This is a genomic window from Microcoleus sp. LEGE 07076, assembly GCF_015207455.1.
GTDB lineage: Bacteria > Cyanobacteriota > Cyanobacteriia > Cyanobacteriales > Microcoleaceae > Microcoleus.
Map to the genome: position 1 here is coordinate 1 of NZ_JADEWV010000135.1, position 16953 is coordinate 16953.

The window sequence follows — 16953 nt, forward strand, 5'->3', positions numbered from 1 at the left end:
CCCCCATTCCCCATTCCCCATTCCCTATGAAATATAATGTAATTTACGACGGCAATTGTAATCTCTGTGTCACCTTGGTGCAGTTATTGGAAAACTTAGATCGAGGCGAGCGATTTGAGTATATTTCCATGCAAGATTTAGAGGAATTAAAGCGCTTTGGGATAAGTTCTGGGGACTGCGAAATGGGGATGATTTTGATAGATGCACAGAATCCAGAAAAACGGTGGCAAGGTAGCGATGCAGCCGAGGAAATCGGGCGGATATTGCCTGCTGGCGAGGTGTTTGTGGCGGCTTACCGCGCGATGCCGGGGATGAAGTGGATGGGCGATCGCGTTTACGAACAAGTGCGCGACAACCGCTATACTTTGTTTGGCAAGCGTTCTAGCACTTACAAATCAGTTTATGCTGTTGGTTGTCGGGCGATCGACAATTGTGATAATAGCAAGGACTAAATCTGGCTTATTTCTTAGTCCGCGGAGGCGGACTTTGTATGTGTAGAAGCGATTTCAATCGCCGAGTGAGATGCCGTAGCCGTAGGATGCGTCGCCCTCAACAATGTTTGAAATGTATCGACAATCTGATAGTGACGCACTCCTACAAAGGGCTGGCTAACTAAATTTACGATGCGTAATTAACCGATAATTAATACAATTAAATAAAAACAGCTTGCTGCCAAATAAGTTTTGAGTTTGTTTCTGCAGTCAGAGGTGCGTCGCTATCAGATTGTCGATTTTTCTTGACAGATTTTGGATGGCGACACACCCTACGACTTACAACTGCGAACCTGCAAGGACTTTAGTCCTCAAAAAGATTGATTGAACAAATTGAAAATTTGTTCACAAAAGTGTTTGAGTTTTTTCCCCGACTCCGGTGCAGGTTCGGTTTGGCCCAGAAAATTCCAATTTTCCACGGTAGAAAAGCGCCACTGTTGACCAGTATGATCGTAACCTGCCGCCTCAACTCCGATCGCCCTTCGCGATCCTTCCACCGGATCTTGGTAAAATCGGATTTGAATCAAAATGCTGCGGCTTTGCAACAAACGACTTCTACCGGGAAAATGGAAGCCAATGTCGATCGAATCTGGATCGACAAGTTCTCTGGTATCCTGGTCATTCATCCAAGGTTTCAAATCGACTTTCGCATCCGGAAAATCCGACTTAAATAAATTAACAACCGCAGCAATTTTGCTCGTAAGTTCAATATTTTTAGCTTGTTCGGCAGCGTTCACTGGCAAAACTCCTATCAAATACACTTATTACATTTAGCTAACAATGTAACCGCATACTACCGAATGCAGACTGTAAACGGCGGACTTTTTCAAAGATCATTATGCCTTGACAAATTTCCAAATTTGTGTTGTGTCGTTTTTAGCCGAGTCTCGATCCCCCTCGCATCCCCCTTAAAAAGGGGGACTTTGAGAATGCTCTTGTCCCCCCCTTATTAAGGGGGGTTAGGGGGGATCTCCGGGTTTTAAAACACGCCATAGTTCCATAATCTTAATTCAAAGGAAGTGCGATCGCAAATTCCGTCCCTTTTCCCAATACCGAATCACAACTCAGTTTGCCACCGTGAGTTTCTTCCACAATTTGACGACTGATAGATAAACCCAACCCTGTCCCTTTTCCAACACCTTTAGTAGTGAATAAATGGTCAAAAATATGCGCTACAACTCCCTCAGAAATTCCCCTGCCATTATCTCCAATCTTAATGACAACTATTTGATGCTCGTCATCAATTTCTGTTTTGATAGTAATGATATTAGGAGCGAGTTCAATCTCATCAAAACTCCGACCTTTATTTGCTTCTTCAAAACAGTCGATCGCATTTGCCAGAATATTCATAAACACCTGATTCAACTGTCCCAAATAGCACTTAACTTTCGGGAGATTTCCATACTCCTTAACTACTTGAATCAGCGGATGCTCTGAATTAGCTTTCAAGCGATGCTGTAAAATCATTAAAGTGCTGTCAATTCCTTCGTGGATATCCGCCGACACTTTTTGGCTGGTGTCCCCACGGGAGAAAGTGCGGAGAGACGTGCTAATATTGCGAATGCGATCGCACCCAACTTTCATCGACCCCAGCATTTTCGGCAAATCTTCTATAAGATACTCCAAATCGATATCCTCCGCATCCTGTTCGATTTGCGAGCTAGGATTAGTCACTTCTTCTTGATACAATTTTAAATGGCTAATTAAATCGTCCACAGCCACAGTCGCTTCGCTAATATTCCCAGAAATAAAACCAACCGGATTGTTAATTTCGTGAGCAACACCAGCAACCAAATTGCCCAGCGAAGACATTTTTTCACCTTGAATTAATTGCAATTGTGCTTGTTGCAGTTCCGCAAAAGACTTTTCTAACTGTTGAGACTTTTCTTGCTCTCGCGCGTACAAGAGAGCATTTTCTATGGCAATAGCGACTTGAGAAACTAAAATTTTTAAAACTTCTACCCTGTCGGTAGTAAAAGCTGCTGCAGCTAACTTATTTTCCAGATAAATAATCCCTTGCAAGTGGGATTGATAAATAACTGGCAAACACAGAATTGATTGAATTTGCAATTCTCGAATGTACGCATCCGCATTAAAAGGTGCGGCAACAGTCGCATCATCCAATAGCAGAGGCTTTTGAGTGCGAAAAACATAGTTGATTACAGAAACAGGCAAATCTTGAGTTGTTTCAAATGGGATAGATTGCAAAACAGTGCAAGTAAAATCTGTAGTATTTCCGACAGCTTCGACGTAAAGGCGATCGTCTTTTAGCAGCAGCAGCACGGCTTTTTGAGCCGCCGCATTTTCTAAAATAATTTTAATTAATTTTGTCAACAAGTTTTCGAGAACAATTTCACTGTTAATCGCTTGCGAAGACTTAATAAAAGTCGCCACGTCTAAGAAATCGCCCAAACCGTTACTGGTTGTATTTCCAGTCCTAGTGCGGGTGACATTGAGGGTTGAAGTTTCTGCTGTGCGCGTTTGTGCTACTAAGAAAGGATGTATTGACTCTAAGTGTTTAACTTTCGCTAGTGCTCCCCAGCGGATATAGCCGTAATAAGCTTTAGTCAGATATGCTTGAGCCACTATCTGTTTTCCCAGAGATTGATAAAATTCTCCGGCTAATTCATAAGCTAATGCTTCCTCTTGGATGTAACCGTTTTTGGCGGCACCGGCAATTGCGCGATCGTACAAATTCATTGCTTCAGCATTGTACCCCAAAACTCGCGCTTTCTCTGCCGCTACCAAGTCGTATTTGTGTTGATAATTCATCGGAGCATGAAATGCCCATTTTTGCATCTTTTTTTGGAACTGCACAACTTTTTTCAAATATTGCTTTTGCTCTTCTTTGCCAGCTTCGGCATACAAAGCGAGGACACTGAGAGAAGAGTAAAAATTATTCATCGAAACTACATAAAATCCGGCTGCGACTTCTTCATGTTTCTCAAACAACCGTGATAATTCTAAGGCTGGAACGTAATTTTTAAACAAAAAATTAAGCTGAGTTTTGAGATGATAAACTAAACAAATAAAAGTAAAATTTTTAGCTTCTATAAAAACGGGGAGCGTTTCGAGTTCATTAAATATCTCCCCGACTAAAAGGCATGGATCGACAGCTTTACCGCGCAAATTCAGCGCTGTCTGCCTGCATATGCTTATATAATTTACAGCAGTTGGCAGTTGACATTGCTGCATGAGTTTCACATACTTACCAGTTTCCTCTTCCAGCAAATCGAGAGGCGCCCCCATCCACATTTTGTTAACACAATATTCACCGATAGAATAACCAGCATACTCCAAATTTCCTATTTCCATCGCTGTTTCAAAACCAGATTTAAGCATAACTAATCCTGACTTGAGTTCGGATTTTAAGTGGTGAATAAAAGTACCAAAAACCGCATAAACTCTAGTTTCGTTAGAACGGGATGGAAATTTGTCTAACAGCCTAATTGCCAGTTGACCGAATTGGTATGCCAAACTAATGTCCCCTAGCCTGCACATAACTACGCCATAATAAATGTAGGCGACACTAGCATCAGGAGAATTGCCATATTTAACGCACAGCTTGAGCATCATAAATATCAACAGTGGAAACAGTGGAGGCTTAGCCTGAAGAGCACTGCCGAGAATCCCCGATAAAATCCGCATCGCTGCTTTTCGGTTGGGATCTGTCATATCTGGCAAGTTAGCTAAATCCTCAATTCGTTTGAATCCCAAGCTCACTTTTGTGTCTATCAATCCCGCTACAACATTAATCGGCGTGGGGTTTTGAGGAAAATTAATGCCTAACAATTGCAGCACTTCCAGCCCTGTACTTAGTGATTTAGCAAGTATATTTTGAGCATTATAAGACTGAAATTGAAGTTCATAAGCGTTGACTTTGTCCAGTAGAGTTTGGGCTTGTTGCAGGACAATATCGATGATTTTTTTTGAATCTTCATAGTTGCTGTTTAAATATTCAGCTTCTGCTGTTGACTCGTAAATTGCTAACGTTAATTCATACTGACTGTCCCAACTATCCACTGGCAATAATTGCACAGCCACCCGCAAATACCTGACAGCGGATTCATAAGCAGTCGCACTTTTTGCCCTGCGCCCAGCTATTAAATTTAACCGTGCTAACTCAATTTTTTCTGTATGCTGGCTAATTATTTCAATTCCGACATTCAACTGATTGACAATATCAAAGATGTTTTCTTCGATCTTTTCTGGGGGAGTATTCTGTAACAGTAATTGACCGATTTTTAAATGTGTGGATTGCTTTTGGTTTTCGGGAATTAGGGAATAGGCGGCTTGCTGAACGCGATCGTGCAAAAATTTGTAACTCACCCGCGAAGTGTCTAATTTGAGGTTTATTGATTCAGCGCGATCGAAAACCAAAGGAATGCGATAAGCATCGCTTAAAGGCAGAATCAACCCTGCTTGCAAAGCTGAATACAGTTCAGTAGCTGTAACATTCACTGACTCTTCGCTGACAAGTGACAGCACATCTAGGGCAAATTTATCGCCCACGCAAGCTGCTAATTTTAACACTTCTTGTGTGGCTGCGGGTAGCTTTTCAATGCGACTGGCTACCAGTTCGACTACACTTTTATCTGTAATTCCAATGGCTTGAATTTCATCGATATTCCAATTCCAGCCACCTTTACTTTCTTGACTGAAATTAAAGTCAAATTTGAACAGATTTTCTTGATAAAGTGCTTGTAGAAGTTGCGTCAAGAAAAAAGGATTTCCACCTGTCTTATTAGAGATTAACTCTGCTAAGTTTCTTACCTGTTCTGTGCGGTTGTTAAGTGTTTCACCGACTAATTCAGTCACATTTTCTAAATCCAGCGGTTGCAGCACGATATTGTTGACTATCGTACCAGTTTTTTCGATTTCTTCGACAGTATGAATTAACGGGTGAGTCGGACTAACTTCGTTATCTCGATAAGCACCGATTAGCAATAAATATTGTTGGTTGGGGTCAGTTATCAGTGTTTGCATTAACTTTAATGTTGCTGAATCTGCCCACTGCAAATCGTCTAAAAAGATGACTAGCGGGTGTTCTTTTTGGGCAAAAACGCGAATAAATTCTTTGAATAGGCGATTGAAGCGATTTTGCGATTCTACAGGGCCGAGTTCTGGCACATTGGGCTGTTTCCCAATGATTAATTCAAGTTCTGGAATTACATCGGCAATTACTTTCCCGTCTGTGCCTAAAGCTGTTAAAATTTTAGTGCGCCATGTTTCTGTAGCAGCAGCACTTTCAGTTAGCAACTGGCGCAGTAGTGAGTTAAATGCTTGAATTAATGATGCGTAGGGAATGTTTCGTTTGAATTGGTCAAATTTGCCACTGATGAAATAACCTTTAGAACGAGTAATTGGTTTGCTAACTTCATTGACGACGGCTGATTTGCCGATGCCAGAATAACCGGATACTAGCATTAATTCGCTTTGGGAATGGGCGGCTTTTTCTGTATTTTGGTTGGGTGGCAAAGATTCGGGTGAACCCGCCCCTACTCGTTCAAAGGCTGCTAATATTTGGTTGACTTGGTTTTCTCTACCGTACAATTTTTGGGGTATTAACAATTGGCTGAGAATATCTAATTGTCCGGGGATGAAATTAGCAATTTCTCCGGTTGTTTCCAATTGATGGAAACAAGTTTCTAAATCTGCGAGTAATCCGGCTGCACTTTGATATCTTGATTCGGCATTTTTTGACATCAATTTCATGACTATTTCTGAAATTTCTGGCGAAACTTTAGGATTGATTTGATGTGGCGAAATTGCTTGAACGGCGATGTGGTTGTAAACTATTTCTAAGGGGTCGCTGCTTTGAAATGGCAATTTACCTGTGAGTATTTCATACAAGGTAATTCCGAGGGAATAAAAGTCGGTGCGGTAGTCGAGGCTGCGGTTCATTCTCCCGGTTTGTTCGGGTGACATATAGGCTAATGTGCCTTCGACGGAGTTGGGATTATTAAATTGCGGGTTTTCTTTGTTTAGTTTGGTGGCAATGCCGAAGTCGGTGAGTTTGACTTGTTTTGTTTGGTAGTTAATAATGATGTTGCTGGGTTTGATGTCTTTGTGAATAATTTGCTGAGAATGCAGGTATTGTAAGGCTTTGACTATTTGGATGGCGATGTTTAAATTTGCTCGCGGACTTAATGTTTCTGTTTCCAGGAGTTGGGCAAGGGATTGGCCGCCAAAGTCTTCTAAAACCAGTGCTAATCGCTGGTCAAAGGTTTCGAGACTGATGGTTTTGACGATTTGTTCGCTGTCTAAATTTTGGCGGATTTGATATTCGTGCTTGAGGCGAGTAATGGCTTCGAGTGTGGGATATTCGGCTTTGAGGACTTTCAGAATTGCTGCGCGCCCGTTTGTGGGTGTTTGTCCGCGATATATAATTGTTTCGAGGCCTTCGTGCAGAGTAGAATTGATTTGATATTCTGAAATGGTTTTCATAGGTTTATTGGAAATAAAATTAGATATAATTAAACCTAAAGTAGCGCTAATTCATTGAACATTTATGTGATGCAGGTCGCATTGTATTGTGCGATGAGTCACAAATAATCTATAGAGTTCGTAGGGTGCGTCAGGGTAAGATTCATGAGTCTACGTTCAAAATACTTAGCCCTGACGCACCATACAATCAAGGTTATTTGGGCGCTTCTCAATCTTCTACAACTGTAACTTCGCGATATTCTGCAAGAGATTTTGTGTCCGGTAAAATACGGACGCGGGCGAATTTTAAACCGCTGACTCCTTGCAGTGATTCTACCATCCCCGTCTGAATTTTTGCCTCTACCCAACCTTCGCGAGATAAGTAGCGCAAGTATTGTTGGTATTCTTCCCATTCATCTTCGGTTGAATAAACTATGGTTAGCATTCCTGATTGAGTAATTCGCTGTTGTTCGTTTTTCTCAACGGCTTTTTCGATGCGTTTTTTGACGAGTTCGTAGCGGATGTCGCGGGTGCCTTTGACATCGAACATTTTTTCGGTGTTTTCGTTGTGAAAGATGTCGATCGCGGTATTCTGCACTAAGACTAAGTGTGCGAGTTCCATGTTAATTTGAGAGTCGGCTTGCAGGCGAAAAACTGTGCGCCCGCAGTCGCAAATTGCTCGCAGTTCTTCGTAGCGCAAACTGTGCAGGTGAAATTGAGTGAATTTGGGATCGATCGACTTTCCGACATAAATCATGTGATCTATGCCGTCGGTGCATTCGATGTCGCAGTAGTGGGGGAGGATTTGCTGCATTTTTTCTTGCCAGCGGGCCCAGGTTTCTTGGAGTTTGGTGCCGATTAGGGTCACCATTTGATCGTAGCGGGTACGATCGGTGTAAACGCAGTTGTGTTCGTTATCGCAGGCGGTTCGGTAAGCTTCAACGGCTGCCATAACTGTGGGGCCGCACTGGATAAAGTAGTCAAAATACAGTTCTAAACGCTCGTTTAAATACTCGGCTGATCGCACTTCCATATCGACTGTTACTTTTTCTTTTAGATGCTGGATGTAGTCGAGCAAGTCGAGTCGCAGTTGCTCGCCGAGGTGGGTAGTTTGTGTTTGGCAAAGGGCATCGGCTATGGCTAAACCTAAGCGGAATTGTTCGAGCAAATCTGTTTGAATGGCTCGGTTTCTTTCGTCGCTGGAACCGCGAATGTCGGAAATTCCGTACAGGGGATGAACGTCGGGAAATACGATCGTCTCTGGGGGCAGTCCCCAACTGCGCCTTTCTGCTTCTTGGGCGAACCGCCACTCGACTGCGGGGTGGATGTTGTGAATGTAGGTAAACCGCTGCTGCATGGCTTGCCGTAGGGCTGCAATGAAGGGGGGAATGAGTTCTTGGGCGTGTTGAGCGTCAATGTTGTTGAAGTGGTTGGGCCGATCGCACAGCAGCCCCACCACGCCCAAAATCCGCTGGCCGCAACCCTCGCGGGTGACTGATTTGACCACCAGCGGTAAGAGCAACATTGATCGAGTCCCCATTTTTCGCAAAGCTCGATCGCACTCGGTTTCGCATTCCCGGCGCAAGTCGGGCACGTTCCAAACTTGATTTGCTGCGGTGGCCTTGAAAAAGTGAGAAGCTTCTAGGGAGTGCATTGAATAAACAATCGGCTGCAAATTTTGGTCGTCTTTGGCAACTAATAGCTGTACTTGTTCGCCGTCGGGGCGCAGCAGCAAAGTGCCGTCAGCATGAAAGAGCGATCGCAAACACCCATTGATGCTCTCAAATTTATCTGGCCGCAGTATCGAATTGCGATCGATCAATAACTGAGTCAGCCGCCGAATTTGCTCCTTTACGGTGACATCAAAACCTTCTAGCAGCAGCAAACCTTCGACGCGGTAATTATCTAAATTTAGTCGATCGGCTAAAGTTGTCAGTTGATTCGGCTGCATCAGCCAAGCTTCCCGTTCTGCAACAGGCATTAATTTTAAAGGAATATCGACAAATTCATCTATTTTTGAATCAATGCGAGTAATTTTCAACTGTTCCGAACCAAACCAAAATTCCATAAATTTGGGTGCGCGGTGTTGGGGATTTTTCACGCTCGCCGTGAGCGGTTCATCTAGCACCCGCAAACTGTCGAGGTCAATTTGATAAAATTGCTTAAATACCCAGTGTAAAAGGTGACGGCGGTACAATTGCTCTGCCATTTTGACATCCAAATCCTCGAACAGTTCCAGCAGAGTGAGGTTGGTTTCTGCAAACCAACCGTTATTAGATTGAGTTACCAAAGGCGTGTTCTCCCAACCGGCCAAGCGGCAAAAAGCCGCGTTAGCGTAACGCAGAGCAAAAGTTCCCGGTTCCATGACTGCGATTAAAACGCGGCGATCGCCGAGAAATTGAAACATTCCCTCTAAGTCTTGTTTCCACGTTTTCAAGCGTTCAATTTCCGCAGATTGACTGGGTATTTGGGCTGTCAAAGCTTCCAGTAGTAGTTCCATGCTTGGTTCGCTTGGCAGATTGTTAGTGTCTTGCTGTTTTGGGGCCATACTTGAGGTTGACAGCGATTTTACGGAGTTGTTGTTGTTGTTTTGATGGGAAGACGATTTAGGAGTAGACATAAGTGAAACACCTGAAAGCAGTGGATTTTGTTAAAAAATGAGCGATCGGCGATTTATGGCGAATGTAAAGAATTTAGATCCTGTTTGTAAAGTTTGTGTGTGGGTAATCGGAAACTGCGTATTTTGTCTGGCGATCGGCCCAGAAACTTTTACTTTTATTGACAAACAACTTCTGAGTCTCAACGTTATAGATGATATTAACGTGTTTGCGAGCGGGTAATACCCATTATAAGCGGTGAGCCGTAGGGGATAGTGTCAGCGACCAATGCTATTTGACTCCTCGGCGAAATTTACAGCCGCTTTGGGTTGCACCCGGCACAGCATTAGCAATTTAAAATTGTAATTACTAATTGACAATTAGCAATTATTAATTTATCATAGTAAAGTGGCTGTAAATTTAAATATCCTTGCTATTTGCCAATGCTGTCATTAAAATATATAATACAAATATTACCTTTTTGGCAAAAACATACCTATGGCTTTAACGATTAACAATCTCATCGGCGATCTGACTGGATTTCCTGTATTTGCTGGCGGCGGGCCGCGTTTTTTGGGATTCGCTACAGCAGATGAGATTGACGTAGAAGAGGGAAATTTGTCGTCTTTTCCGTGGGGAGTTTGGGGACTAGACGGCAACGATACTATAGCAGGCTCGTCGGATTCCAACGAACGGCTGTTAGGAAATAACGGCGATGATGTTATCGGCGGTGGCGACGGAAATGACATTATTTACGGCGGAAAAGAGAACGATCGCCTGGATGGAAATAATGGCAACGACCTAGTTAGGGGCGACGCGGGAAACGACATTATCTTTGGAGGCTCCGGGAACGATATCCTGCGGGGAGGACAGGGAGATGACGATTTAGACGGCAATGACGGCAACGATTTCTTAGTGGGCGATCGGGGAGTTGACGTGCTCACGGGAGGGCCAGGTGCTGATATATTTGTGCTCAGAAGCAACGAAGGATTTGGCGTAAATGGAGCCGATATCATTACCGATTTTAATTTTGACGAAGGCGATCGTATCGGTTTGACAGACGGTTTAACAGAATTAGACCTCCTCTTCACTGACGACAATCTGATCGCTTACGATAACGACGGAATCATCAACGATATGGTGATTGTAAACGGGAGAAACGGACAGATTTTGGGAATTGTTTTAAACACAGATAACTTTGAACTAATCGGCTCTTTTGAAGAAGCAAGTCCGTTTGCTTTGTCAGTTAACGGTACTCAGTTCCAGTTTTTGGCTTAGTTATTTTTAGCGGGAAATTAAATCGACTTGTAGGGTGCGTCAGAGTTTGATTGTGAAGCGATTATTAAAAGCTGGTATCTCTGACGCACCTTACTAGCGGGAAATTAAATCGACTTGTAGGGTGCGTCAGAGTTTGATTGTGAAGCGATTATTAAAAGCTGGTATCTCTGACGCACCTTACTAGCAGGAAAATAAATCGACTTGTAGGGTGCGTCAGAGTTTGATTGTGAAGCGATTATTAAAAGCTGGTATCTCTGACGCACCCGACTAATTCTGTTAGTTTCAAAAGTCATAAGATAGTTTTTATGCTAATCTACAAGTAGCAACTCGAAGTCGGGGAATTATAAATGACTGCTACAATTCACCCGCAATTGACTGCACTCCCGGAACAGCGGTTAATTTTGCCGCTATCAATGACTTGGGAACAGTTCAAAACTTTGGAATCCTTGCTAGAGTACACTCGCAGCATTCGCTTGTCTTACCTCGACGGATATGTGGAAATTATCACACGTTCGTCGAAGCATGAAATCATTAAATATATGGCAGGAATGTTAGGTCAGTTTTTCCTAGAAAAAGATATTAGTTTTACACCGACGGGTAGCGCTACACTCCAAGGGGAAGCAAAAGGCAGCAGCAAGGAACCAGATTTATCTTACTACTTTGGCGAGGATCGACGGGGGCGAGAAACACCTGATTTGGCGATCGAAGTTATTTTTATTCTTCGGACTATTAATAAGCTGGAATACTACCGCCGATTTAACGTAGCGGAAGTTTGGTTTTGGGAAGACGGAGTGTTTTCGATTTACCAACTGAAATCGGAGGGTTACGATCGCACTTCGAGGAGCGTACTTTTGCCAGATTTGGATCTAGAATTGCTGGGGAGATGCCTGCAAATGTCGGAAGAAAAAGAAGCGTTTAAACTGTTTCGGGATGCAGTGCGATGCTGCTAATTGAGAATATCTACAAGTAAAATATGGCAGAGTAATGTTGGCAATGGCAGAAAGATACGAAATGTACGAAATGTATGAAATATACGAAAAATTGCGGTCGTCTGAAAACCTTATGATATATATGATATAATAGAAAATATGACTCTTCTAAAAATCATGTATCAAGCAACATTAACTGATGTTTCCTTAGATCCAATATTAGAGCGCTTGACGCAACTTGCCCAACTAGAACCTGACTGGGATTCCTATGGTGCATTAGCAGTTTCGTCCGTTGCTTTTGTAAAAGCCTGTCAGTTGCTTGTTCATGTCAAACACTCTCTTTCGCCTTTAGTTGGCGATCGGATTTTACCCTATGATGCAGCACCAATTGCTAATGGTAGCCTACAACTGGAATGGCGGAGTCCACAGGGCAATCTAGAAGTGGAAATTAAACCCGATATGAGTTTCAGCTATCTACTAATTAAGGGAGAGGGAAGCGAGAGAAATTTTGAGGAGAAAAACGAGGTATCATTATCTGAAGTCCTGAATGTGTTGTCTCGGCTATTAATTCAATAAGTCAGGATGAGATCGTGCTAGAAGAAATTGCAGATAACGATATCCTTTATCGTCGGATTCCTAACGTACATCTTTATGAAGATGGTACTGTAAAATCAGTTGCTTTCCAAGTTAGAGGAAAACCTGATAACAGCATCTCCGTTGAGTTGGCTAGGCTAACAACTCCCCAAGAAATTTTAGCTCGTGCGAGAAATCCTGACACTACTAAGGTGGGTGTGTTGGTAGCAGGATATGCCCGTTCTTTAGGTTTCATTATCAGGCATGACCCTTTGCAGGATAATCCAGCTCATTGTCTGATTGAGGGGGAAAACAATAAAGTCAAGTGTAAACTTTTGGCTGAGGCTACAACTATTTTGACTTTGCCTGAATAAAGGCGATCGCACTTTTTGACAATTTGGGATGTAAGGGCGATCGTCTTTACGTCATTATTCCGCACTCTTTGCTACAATTATTTAAGTCAGCTCTCAGAACTGCCATGACTCAAGCTACCTCAATCACAACTGAATATCAAATAACTGTGAGTTCTCCAGTATGGCAAAGAGTTGAGCAAATTGCCGGAGAATTTAACTTGTCAGTTTCTGAACTATTGGAACAGATAGGCGAAGGTCAACTGAAAGTTGTTGGGGTTCCAACTAATTCGGACAAATTGAGCGATCGAGATATTGCAAATGCTTTCATTTGGTTAGCCGCACAAACTGATGTAGCAATCAATGTCTACAAGCTACAAAAACTCATGTACTACGCTCAAGCTTGGTATTTAGGAGTTTACGGCAAGCCACTTTTTGATGCAGATTTTCAAGCCTGGATTCACGGGCCGATGATTCCCGATTTATTAGAGAAGTATCAATGCCAATTTAGTTGGGAACCAATTACAGAAAAAATCGAACAACCGAAACTTCCCCAAAAAATTGGGCAATTTATCGAAGAAGTTGCTGATGCATATTTTGACTATGATGATGAAACTTTGGAACAAATGATTTGCAATGAAATGCCTTGGTTAGAAGCGAGAGGGGATTTGCCGAGAGACGCATCTTGTCATGCCATTATTTCTCAAGAATCGATGAAAAAATATTATTCGGCTCGTGTCAAAGAAGAAACCTCAGTCTAAAATTGTCCCTTCTCAACCGAAACCGCCCGCAGCGATATGATATAAAATAAAATACGATTTTTGTAAAAGCCATGTCTCAAGCAACATTAGAGGTATCATTATCTGAAGTCCTGAACGTGTTGTCTCGGCTATTAATTAAATAAGTCAGGATGAGATAATGCTAGAAGAAATTGTAGACAATGATATTCTTTATCGTCGAATTCCTAATGTACATATTTATGAGGATGGTACTGTAAAATCAGTTAAAATCCCGATCGCCTGTGTTAAAATTATGGAAGCTCAACCACGAGAAGTACAGACTTACCTAAAAGCCGATGGGACAAGTCCCTTTGAAGGATGGCTTGATTCCTTTCAAGATACGAAAACTGTATCTAAAATTAAGAAACGACTCAGGCGAGTTGAGCTAGGCAATCTGGGAGATTATCGCTCACTAGGAGCCGGAGTTTATGAACTTAAGATTGATTATGGCCCTGGCTATCGCATCTATTTTGGACAAATCGGGTTAACAGTTGTATTGCTGCTATGTGGCGGTGATAAAAGCACTCAAGAACAAGATATTAGCCAAGCTAAAAAATATTGGAGAGATTATGAAAGAACTCAAAGTGCCAACAAGTAGAAGCTACCACGAATACTTGATTTCTTCTCTGAAAAATCCAGAAAGTGCTGCTAGCTATATCGAGGTTATGTTGGAATTAGAGTCAGAAACACCAGAACCAGAATTACTGCGAGCAGGACTTAAAGATGTGGTGGATGCTTATTTGCAGATGAATAAGTTATCGACGGAAGCTAAATTTATATATGAGAAATTCGATCGGATGTTGTCTGAGAGTGGGGGCGAGGAAATTTATGCTTTGATAGTTTTACTAGATAAACTGGGGTTCCAGTTAGCTGTCGCAGTAAAGTAGGTTAATTAATCAAGTAGTTAGGGTGATTCCCTACGGGATAGCTGCGTTTCACGCACTTTTTGACAATTTGGGACGTAAGGGCGATCGCCCTTTTTCATAAAATAGGGAGAGAAAGGGCGATCGCCCTTTTTTAGAAAATAGGGAGAGGAGTTTTTAAGACTCTGTTTCCCACTTCTCTTAGTTAGTAATCTACATCGTAGTTCATCAAGAAATCAACGCGATTCCCCCCATCCCGATATCTCTTTGGGTCAAGTACCTTAAACGTAAAATTGCAAACCCCTGACGGAAAGTCAATGTAGTTTTGACCTGTAGAACTGGTTGAAATATTTTTTGACCCACTACTAATCTCTTTCCCATCGCCACATCGTCGCGCTGTCCATGTAATAAGAGCAGAAGAGTCTGGACTTGTTAGATTTACATAAAATCCACCTATTCCCGAAGCACCAGAAGGTACTTGATAAGTACGATATTCGCAAGAACTTTGATTAAACGGACAGTTACCAGACTTTTCTGGCCCAGGCCATCGCTCTCCCGCTCGTGCGATTGAAGCGAAAGAAAAACTCGAGATGAAACCAACAAACAACAAACCCATTTTTAAGCTGTGCATCAGTTTCATTACCTTTTGGTGTCTACTAAGTATAAATTATTCCCTAGATACTAAAGCTTGTCAAGCCATATAAAGCCATATTTAGTAGGGAATTTCTCTTAATATCTAGGTCAGAAAAAGTCATATTTAGCTGGTCAAGCTTGAAAAAGTCATATACAGTTACGCTATAATGAGGTCAACCCCTTGTATTTGCGTGACTAATGGACGTTGAAGAAGCCTTAAAGTTTACTGACAATCTAGCTTTAACTACTACGGGAAAACACTTAGATAGTCTGCAAAAAGCTATACTGCGCGGCACTTGGGACAATCAAAAATATAAGGAAATTGCACAGGAACACCAGCGTTCAGAAAAATATGTTAAAGAAGTTGGTTTCAAATTGTGAAAGCTTCTGTCAGTTGCATTAGGTGAGGAACAAGTATGTAAAGCCAATTTTAGAGCTAAACTGGAAAATTTACAAGTTTCCAATGTCTCACTCGTGGGGAATGGCTGTATCCATATTCGTAACATCTCCGCAGATACTTTTTATTCTCCAGAAGTCTCACAACCTGAACCGCAAGACAAGGATAAATTTCACGAAAAAACAAGGAATTCCGAACCTAAAATACATTTAGACTTAGGCGACGCACCAGAACCCAACCTATTCTATAATCGCACATCCGAACTCACCACCCTCGAAAACTGGATTTTAAGCCGCACCCGCCTCATCACCATCCTCGGCTTATCCGGTATTGGCAAAACCGCCCTGACACTCCAACTAATCCCCCAAATTCAACACGAATTCGATTGCATCATCTGGCGAAGCCTCCACAACGCGCCACCCCTCGCCTCACTCCAAACAAACTTAATTCAATTCCTCTCCCAACAGCAAGAAATCGAATTACCAGATTTAATCAACTATTTGCGTTCCTACCGCTGTCTCATCATCCTCGATGATGTGCAAACAATCTTCAGCAGCCAACAACTAGCAGGAAACTATCAACCAGGCTATGAAAACTACGGCCCATTCTTCAAACAAATAGCAGAATCATGTCACAACAGTTGCTTAATTTTGATTAGTTGGGAAAAACCCAGAGAAATTGCAGCCTTAGAAAACCAGCAGAAAAATTGTCAAACATTGCAACTCAACGGTTTAGGCGAATCAGCGCGAGAAATCTTCACAGAAAAAGGTTTAGCAGAATCAGAAAACTGGTCAAAATTGATAGACCTTTACCGAGGAAATCCCTTGTGGTTGAATACAGCAGCCGCTGCAATTCTAGACTTATTTAACGGCGAAATTTCTGATTTCTTATCCTATGATAGCTTAGTTTTAGGAGACTTAGAATATTTACTGCACCAACATTTTCAGCGTTTGTCAGACACTGAAAAACAAGTCATGTCCTGGTTGGCAAATCAAAACAAAGCAGTCGAAATCTCAAAAAAGCCAGCCCTTCTGGAATTATCCCCTTCCGAATTCCTAAAAGCCGTCGAATCCTTGAGACGGAGGTTGTTAATCGAAAAAGTCCAAAAGGGCGATCGCACCTTGTTTGCAGTCCAACGGGCGATCGCAGAATACACAAAAACTAACATCAAATAAACAGTTTACAGTTGAGAGCGAGATTCAAGCAAACAACAAGTTTTCTACTTGAGTTTTAGGTTCTGGGAGAGATTTACCATCTACCTGATATTCTTCAACTAAAAGCTCTAATACCTCTACTGCATTCTGCAAAGCTTCTTCATAGGTATCTCCATGAGTGTGGAACTGCTGAGATGGAAAATCAGGTAAGTGAACTAGATAGCAGTTATCTTCATCCGACCATTGAATAACAATTATATAAGGTAATTTCATGATTCAGGTTCCTCTTCTTCAATTGCTTTCAATATTCCAAGTTTTCGATTAACTTCTCTCTCTAAATATAGTTTCGCATCATCGCCATCATTTCCAGCAATGGTAATTGGTTCATTAGATAGTAAAGGATGAACCCATCTTGTATGGCTGCCTTTTGCCGAACGATAAGTAAACCCAGCTTTTAGCAGCAGGCTTTTGAGTTACCGAATC

At 42.1% G+C, this 16953-nt stretch carries 15 protein-coding genes and 1 pseudogene; 11 read left to right on the forward strand and 5 right to left on the reverse strand.

Translation table 11 applies throughout. From position 1 onward, the window contains the following. The first annotated feature begins 26 nt into the window (after positions 1 to 26). A complete protein-coding gene (locus IQ270_RS20275; protein ID WP_193975012.1) occupies positions 27 to 452 on the forward strand; it encodes a thiol-disulfide oxidoreductase DCC family protein in 426 nt (141 codons plus the stop codon). A 350-nt stretch (positions 453 to 802) separates the two neighbouring features. Here the strand turns inward: IQ270_RS20275 and IQ270_RS20280 are convergent, their stop codons facing one another. The 3 genes from IQ270_RS20280 to IQ270_RS20290 form a co-directional block, all read right to left on the reverse strand. Then, positions 803 to 1228 (reverse strand): hypothetical protein, encoded by a 426-nt coding sequence (locus IQ270_RS20280; RefSeq protein WP_193975014.1) that lies wholly within the window; start codon positions 1226 to 1228, stop codon positions 803 to 805. A 268-nt stretch (positions 1229 to 1496) separates the two neighbouring features. Continuing rightward, positions 1497 to 6938, reverse strand: coding sequence for an ATP-binding sensor histidine kinase (locus IQ270_RS20285; protein ID WP_193975016.1), 5442 nt, complete (start codon positions 6936 to 6938; stop codon positions 1497 to 1499). Between the two features lie 208 nt (positions 6939 to 7146). Then, a complete protein-coding gene (locus IQ270_RS20290; RefSeq protein WP_193975018.1) occupies positions 7147 to 9537 on the reverse strand; it encodes a GAF domain-containing protein in 2391 nt (796 codons plus the stop codon). Between the two features lie 37 nt (positions 9538 to 9574). Here IQ270_RS20290 and IQ270_RS20295 point away from each other — a divergent pair, with 37 nt between their 5' ends. The 10 genes from IQ270_RS20295 (at position 9575) to IQ270_RS20335 (ending at position 16491) form a co-directional block, all read left to right on the forward strand. Continuing rightward, entirely contained in the window at positions 9575 to 9757 is a 183-nt protein-coding gene (locus tag IQ270_RS20295; protein WP_193975020.1) for a hypothetical protein, read from the forward strand. Between the two features lie 255 nt (positions 9758 to 10012). After that, complete coding sequence (locus IQ270_RS20300; RefSeq protein ID WP_193975022.1) at positions 10013 to 10792, forward strand: calcium-binding protein; 780 nt, start codon at positions 10013 to 10015, stop codon at positions 10790 to 10792. A gap of 347 nt (positions 10793 to 11139) precedes the next feature. After that, complete coding sequence (locus tag IQ270_RS20305; protein WP_193975024.1) at positions 11140 to 11742, forward strand: Uma2 family endonuclease; 603 nt, start codon at positions 11140 to 11142, stop codon at positions 11740 to 11742. A 138-nt stretch (positions 11743 to 11880) separates the two neighbouring features. Continuing rightward, entirely contained in the window at positions 11881 to 12297 is a 417-nt protein-coding gene (locus tag IQ270_RS20310) for a hypothetical protein (RefSeq protein WP_193975026.1), read from the forward strand. A 14-nt stretch (positions 12298 to 12311) separates the two neighbouring features. Further along, a complete protein-coding gene (locus IQ270_RS20315; RefSeq protein WP_193975028.1) occupies positions 12312 to 12668 on the forward strand; it encodes a hypothetical protein in 357 nt (118 codons plus the stop codon). A 104-nt stretch (positions 12669 to 12772) separates the two neighbouring features. Further along, positions 12773 to 13405 (forward strand): Panacea domain-containing protein, encoded by a 633-nt coding sequence (locus tag IQ270_RS20320; protein ID WP_193975030.1) that lies wholly within the window; start codon positions 12773 to 12775, stop codon positions 13403 to 13405. A 271-nt stretch (positions 13406 to 13676) separates the two neighbouring features. Continuing rightward, on the forward strand, positions 13677 to 14021 hold the full coding sequence (locus tag IQ270_RS20325) for a type II toxin-antitoxin system RelE/ParE family toxin (protein WP_193975034.1): 345 nt from the start codon (positions 13677 to 13679) through the stop codon (positions 14019 to 14021). After that, complete coding sequence (locus IQ270_RS20330) at positions 13993 to 14310, forward strand: DNA-binding protein (protein ID WP_193975032.1); 318 nt, start codon at positions 13993 to 13995, stop codon at positions 14308 to 14310. The genes IQ270_RS20325 and IQ270_RS20330 overlap by 29 nt, the downstream gene beginning before the upstream one ends. 807 nt (positions 14311 to 15117) lie before the next feature. Next, on the forward strand, positions 15118 to 15300 hold the full coding sequence (locus tag IQ270_RS32380; protein WP_339384245.1) for a hypothetical protein: 183 nt from the start codon (positions 15118 to 15120) through the stop codon (positions 15298 to 15300). 93 nt (positions 15301 to 15393) lie between these two features. Continuing rightward, the gene (locus tag IQ270_RS20335; protein WP_339384246.1) at positions 15394 to 16491 is read left to right on the forward strand and encodes an NB-ARC domain-containing protein; all 1098 of its coding nucleotides are present in this window, start codon (positions 15394 to 15396) and stop codon (positions 16489 to 16491) included. A gap of 24 nt (positions 16492 to 16515) precedes the next feature. Here the strand turns inward: IQ270_RS20335 and IQ270_RS20340 are convergent, their stop codons facing one another. Continuing rightward, on the reverse strand, positions 16516 to 16743 hold the full coding sequence (locus IQ270_RS20340) for a type II toxin-antitoxin system HicB family antitoxin (protein WP_193975033.1): 228 nt from the start codon (positions 16741 to 16743) through the stop codon (positions 16516 to 16518). Next, positions 16740 to 16952, reverse strand: a pseudogene (locus tag IQ270_RS20345) (type II toxin-antitoxin system HicA family toxin). Before IQ270_RS20345 ends, IQ270_RS20340 begins: the two are co-directional and overlap by 4 nt. Between the last annotated feature and the right edge of the window lies 1 nt (position 16953).